Annotated in this window: 4 protein-coding genes and 1 pseudogene; 3 read left to right on the top strand and 2 right to left on the bottom strand. The window is 71.8% G+C overall.

The features are described from left to right. Positions 1-478, bottom strand: a pseudogene (locus PSH25_RS18955) (hypothetical protein); the annotation flags it as partial. A 149-nt stretch (positions 479-627) separates the two neighbouring features. Between PSH25_RS18955 and PSH25_RS18950 the strand changes: the two are divergent. Continuing rightward, positions 628-1,266 (top strand): TetR/AcrR family transcriptional regulator, encoded by a 639-nt coding sequence (locus tag PSH25_RS18950; RefSeq protein ID WP_110563158.1) that lies wholly within the window; start codon positions 628-630, stop codon positions 1,264-1,266. A gap of 64 nt (positions 1,267-1,330) precedes the next feature. After that, complete coding sequence (locus tag PSH25_RS18945; RefSeq protein WP_179781071.1) at positions 1,331-1,558, top strand: DUF3107 domain-containing protein; 228 nt, start codon at positions 1,331-1,333, stop codon at positions 1,556-1,558. 75 nt (positions 1,559-1,633) lie between these two features. Here the strand turns inward: PSH25_RS18945 and PSH25_RS18940 are convergent, their stop codons facing one another. Then, positions 1,634-2,272, bottom strand: a complete 639-nt coding sequence (locus PSH25_RS18940; RefSeq protein WP_238660354.1) for a ferritin-like fold-containing protein — start codon at positions 2,270-2,272, stop codon at positions 1,634-1,636. Between the two features lie 403 nt (positions 2,273-2,675). Here PSH25_RS18940 and PSH25_RS18935 point away from each other — a divergent pair. Further along, on the top strand, positions 2,676-4,094 hold a 1,419-nt coding region (locus tag PSH25_RS18935), incomplete at its 3' end, for a DEAD/DEAH box helicase (RefSeq protein WP_238660353.1).

Raw genomic sequence — 4,094 nt, 5'->3', positions numbered from 1 at the left:
CGGGCTCGACGGCACCCTGCTCCGCCGGGGGTGCGGGACGTTGGGCGGGCACCACGAGCCGGTCGCCGGCCGCCCCGGGGCGACCCTCGACGGGCAGCCCGGGCGGTGCGCTCACCGGGGTGGGGCGTCCCGCGGGCGGTTCGAGGCCGGGGTGACGGACGCCGTTGACGTCGTCCGGGTGGTGCGTGCCGTTGACGTGGTAGCCGTTGCTGCGGGCCGGTGACTCCGGGTCGCCCGACCGCCCGACCAGCGGCGATGGCAGGTCACCGTGCCGTGTCGAGGACGTCCGCCAGCCCGACGCCGGGTCCGGCTGCCAGCGCGGCGCCTCGTCCCGGGCGTCCTCGCGGTCGGCGGCTCGGGGCCACCCACCCGCCGGAGGCGCCCACCCGCTGACGGAACGGCTCGGGTCGTCGTGCTGACCCGCTCCGTCACCGTGCTCTCCCGGGGTGGCGGCTCCGGGTTGCCCTGTTTCACTCACCGCGCGCTCCTTGGTCGCCCCCGCTGAGGCTACCGTGTGCCGAGAGTGGCGATAAGTTACAGCGGCGGGCCATTTCCACGACCGAGGTCACGGGCCTCGCCCGGTCTGGGGGGAAAATGCCGGCTCGTACGGAGAACTCGGAGGATCCCATGACCGCTGCGGGGAACGGTGCACAGACCGCTGGCCGGCCCACCCGCCTGCCCCGCTCCGCGCGTCGTAAGCAGCTTCTCGCTGCGGCGCAGGAGGTGTTCGTCGCGCAGGGCTACCACGCCGCCGCGATGGACGACATCGCCGAGCGGGCCGGGGTCTCGAAGCCGGTGCTCTACCAACACTTTCCCGGAAAGATGGATCTCTACCTGGCACTGCTCGACACGCACTGTGACGCCATCGTCGCTCAGGTGCAAGACGCGATGCGCGGCACCAGCGACAACAAGGAGCGGGTTGGCGCGTCGGTGCGGGCGTACTTCGACTTCGTCGACCACGAGAGCGAGGCGTTCCGGCTCGTCTTCGAGTCGGATCTGCGCAACGACCCGGCGGTGCGGCAGCGGGTGGAGCGGGTCGAGCAGGGCTGCATCGCGGCTATCACCGACACCATCATCTCCGACACCGGGGTGAGCCGGGCGCACGCCGAGTTGCTTGCCTCCGGGCTGGTCGGCGCGGCGGAGACGGCCGCGCAGTTCTGGCTGGCCGGTGGCCGGCAGGTGCCGAAGGCGGAGGCCGAGGCGTTGGTGGCCGCGCTGTCGTGGCGGGGCATCGCGAGCTTCCCGCTGCAAGGTGAGTCAGCCTGACCGCCGACCCCGTGATCGGATAGCCTTCGCAGGGCGGTTCTTTCGCCCCAGTTGAGGAGGCACAGTGGAGGTCAAGATCGGCGTGCAGTACGCGCCGCGCGAGCTGGTAGTGGACAGCGCGCAGTCGCCGGCCGAGATCGAGCAGATCGTGACCGACGCCTTCGCCGGCAACGGCGGCACGCTCTCCCTGACCGACGAGAAGGGCCGGCGGGTCATCGTTCCGGTCGAGAAGGTCGCCTACGTGGAGATCGCCGAGGCGTCGCCCCGGGCGGTCGGGTTCACCGTCCGCTGACCGGTCCGGCCATCGCGGCAGGTCGGCGCCAGGCCACCTGCCGCAGGCCGGCACCGGCCCTACCCGGCCGGGTGGTCAGTTGTTCAGCCCGGCGGCGGCCATCCGCGCGGTGTGCGCGGTGGTGAGCCTGCCGAACAGCCCAGGCACGACGTCGACCCGGCCGTCCCGCGCGATCAGCGCGGTGAGGGTGGCCCGCTCGGCGGCGACGCGGCCAGCCTGGGACAACGCCTCGCCGACCAGCCGCCGGGCCCACATCGAGAGCCGACCAGCCACCCGGGGGTCGTCGGCGACGGCCAGCCGGATCTCCGCCGCGGCGAAGTCCGCGTACCGGGAGTCGTGCAGGACGTCCAGCACCAACCCCCGGTCCGGTTCGTCCAGCGTGTCGGCGATCTCGCGAACGAAGTCGTCGGTGATCGCGTCGCCGACGTACGCCTTGGTGACCACTTCCGCCCAGTCCCGCGGCTCGGTCGAGTCGTGGTACGCCTGCACGGGCTCGACATAGGGTGCCATCGCATCCTCCGGCGGCACGCCCAGCGCGGTGAGCCGGTCGGCGAGGCGCCTGTAGTTGGCGATCTCGGCCGCGGCCATCTCGTTCAACGCGGCCCGGCGGCGCAGATCGGGGGCGAGCCGGGCGTCGCCGGCCATCCGCTCGAAGGCGAGCAGCTCACCGAAGGCGACGAGACCCAAAAGGTCAGCGACGGCGAAAGCAGACACGAGCGGCAGGCTACCGCGTACCGAACCGGGGTGGCGTCCCGCGCCGTTCCGATCGATCATGGAATTGTGGTGCCCGGATCAATCCGTCTTGCGCAGTTTGCACCCTCCCACAACTCCTTGATCGACTTCGGCGGGACGAGGCGGGCAGGACAGCGGTGTGGCGTGGGTCACATTTGCTTGCCCCGCGTGGCGAGTGGCCGACTGGGAACAGGGACGGGGACGTGCCTGTTCAGGTAACATGGAGCAGTTGCCGTGGGCGCCGATCTGATCGAAGCTCAGCCCGCGGCGCGCGTGCGGCCCGGTCCGGCTCGGCAATCTGCCGCCGACCGTGTGGCCCGCGTCATACCGAACGCGCCCTGAGGACATGACGGGCGCACCCACGAGAGGGCACCCCCACATCCACATGAGCGACCTGACTCAAGATTTGCTGGACGGCCAGGAACTGGCCCCCACCGCCCCGGTTCGACCGGAGGCCCCCACGTTCGCCGCACTCGGCGCCCGCGCCGAGACCGTCGAGGCCCTGGCCTCGGCCGGCATCACCCGCGCCTTCGCCATCCAGGAGTACGCGATCCCGATCGCGCTGCGCGGCGTCGACCTGATCGGTCAGGCGCCCACCGGCACCGGCAAGACCCTCGGCTTCGGCGTCCCGCTGCTCGACCGGGTCTTCGCCCCGGGCGAGGGCAGCGACGGCGTCCCCCAGGCGCTGGTCGTCGTCCCCACCCGTGAGCTGGGCATCCAGGTCGCCAAGGATCTGGCCGCCGCCGGCCGGACGCGCGGCGTCCGGGTGCTGCCGATCTACGGTGGCGTGGCGTACGAGCCGCAGATCGACGCGCTGCGCAAGGGCGTCGAGATCCTGGTCGGCACTCCCGGCCGACTGATGGACCTGCAGAAGCAGAAGCACCTCCGACTGGACCGGGTGCACGCGCTCGTCCTCGACGAGGCCGACCGGATGCTCGACCTGGGCTTCCTCGACGACGTCGAGAAGATCCTTGCGATGCTTCCGGAAGACCGGCAGACGATGCTCTTCTCGGCCACCATGCCGGACCCGATCGTCACCCTGTCGCGGCGCTTCCTGCGCCAACCGATGACGATCCACGCCGGGCACACCGCCGAGACCGGCCCGTCGCCGCAGACCCAGCAACTGGTCTACCGCACCCACTCGATGAACAAGGTCGAGGTGGTGGCGCGCATCCTCCAGGCGGAGGGGCGTGGGCTGACCATGATCTTCACGCGTACCAAGCGGGCCGCCGACCGGGTCGCCGAGGACCTCGACTTCCGCGGGTTCGCGGTCGCCGCGGTGCACGGTGACCTCGGCCAGGGCGCCCGCGAGCGGGCTCTGCGGGCCTTCCGGGCCGGCAAGATCGACATTCTGGTCGCCACCGACGTGGCGGCCCGTGGGCTGGACGTCACCGGCGTCACCCACGTCATCAACTACGACTGCCCGGAAGACCAGGACACCTACACCCACCGGATCGGTCGTACCGGCCGGGCCGGCGCGACCGGTGTCGCGGTGACCTTCGTCGACTGGGACGACATGCCGCGCTGGCGGATCATCGACAAGACCCTCGGTCTGGAGATGCCGGAGCCGCCGGAGACGTACCACACGTCGCCGCACCTCTACACCGACCTGCACATCTCCACCGAGGTCAGCGGCACGCTGCCCACGGCCGAGCGCACCCGGGCCGGGCTGTCCGCCGAGATCGAAGAGGATCTGGGTGGGACGACCCGCTCCCGCCGGGGCGACAGCGGTGGTCGGGGCCCCCGACGCGGTGAGAGCCGTGGCGAGGGTCGCGGCGAGGGTCGCGGCGAGGGTCGCGGCGAG

Origin of the sequence: Micromonospora foliorum (genome assembly GCF_022229015.1) — a bacterium.
In the GTDB taxonomy this organism is placed as follows: domain Bacteria; phylum Actinomycetota; class Actinomycetes; order Mycobacteriales; family Micromonosporaceae; genus Micromonospora; species Micromonospora foliorum.
This window is presented reverse-complemented; position numbering and strand designations above follow the sequence as displayed.

What these genes read in the sequence shown, in the direction of transcription:
- PSH25_RS18950 (WP_110563158.1), top strand. Translation starts at nt 628, where the DNA reads ATGACCGCTGCGGGGAACGGTGCACAGACCGCTGGCCGGCCCACCCGC.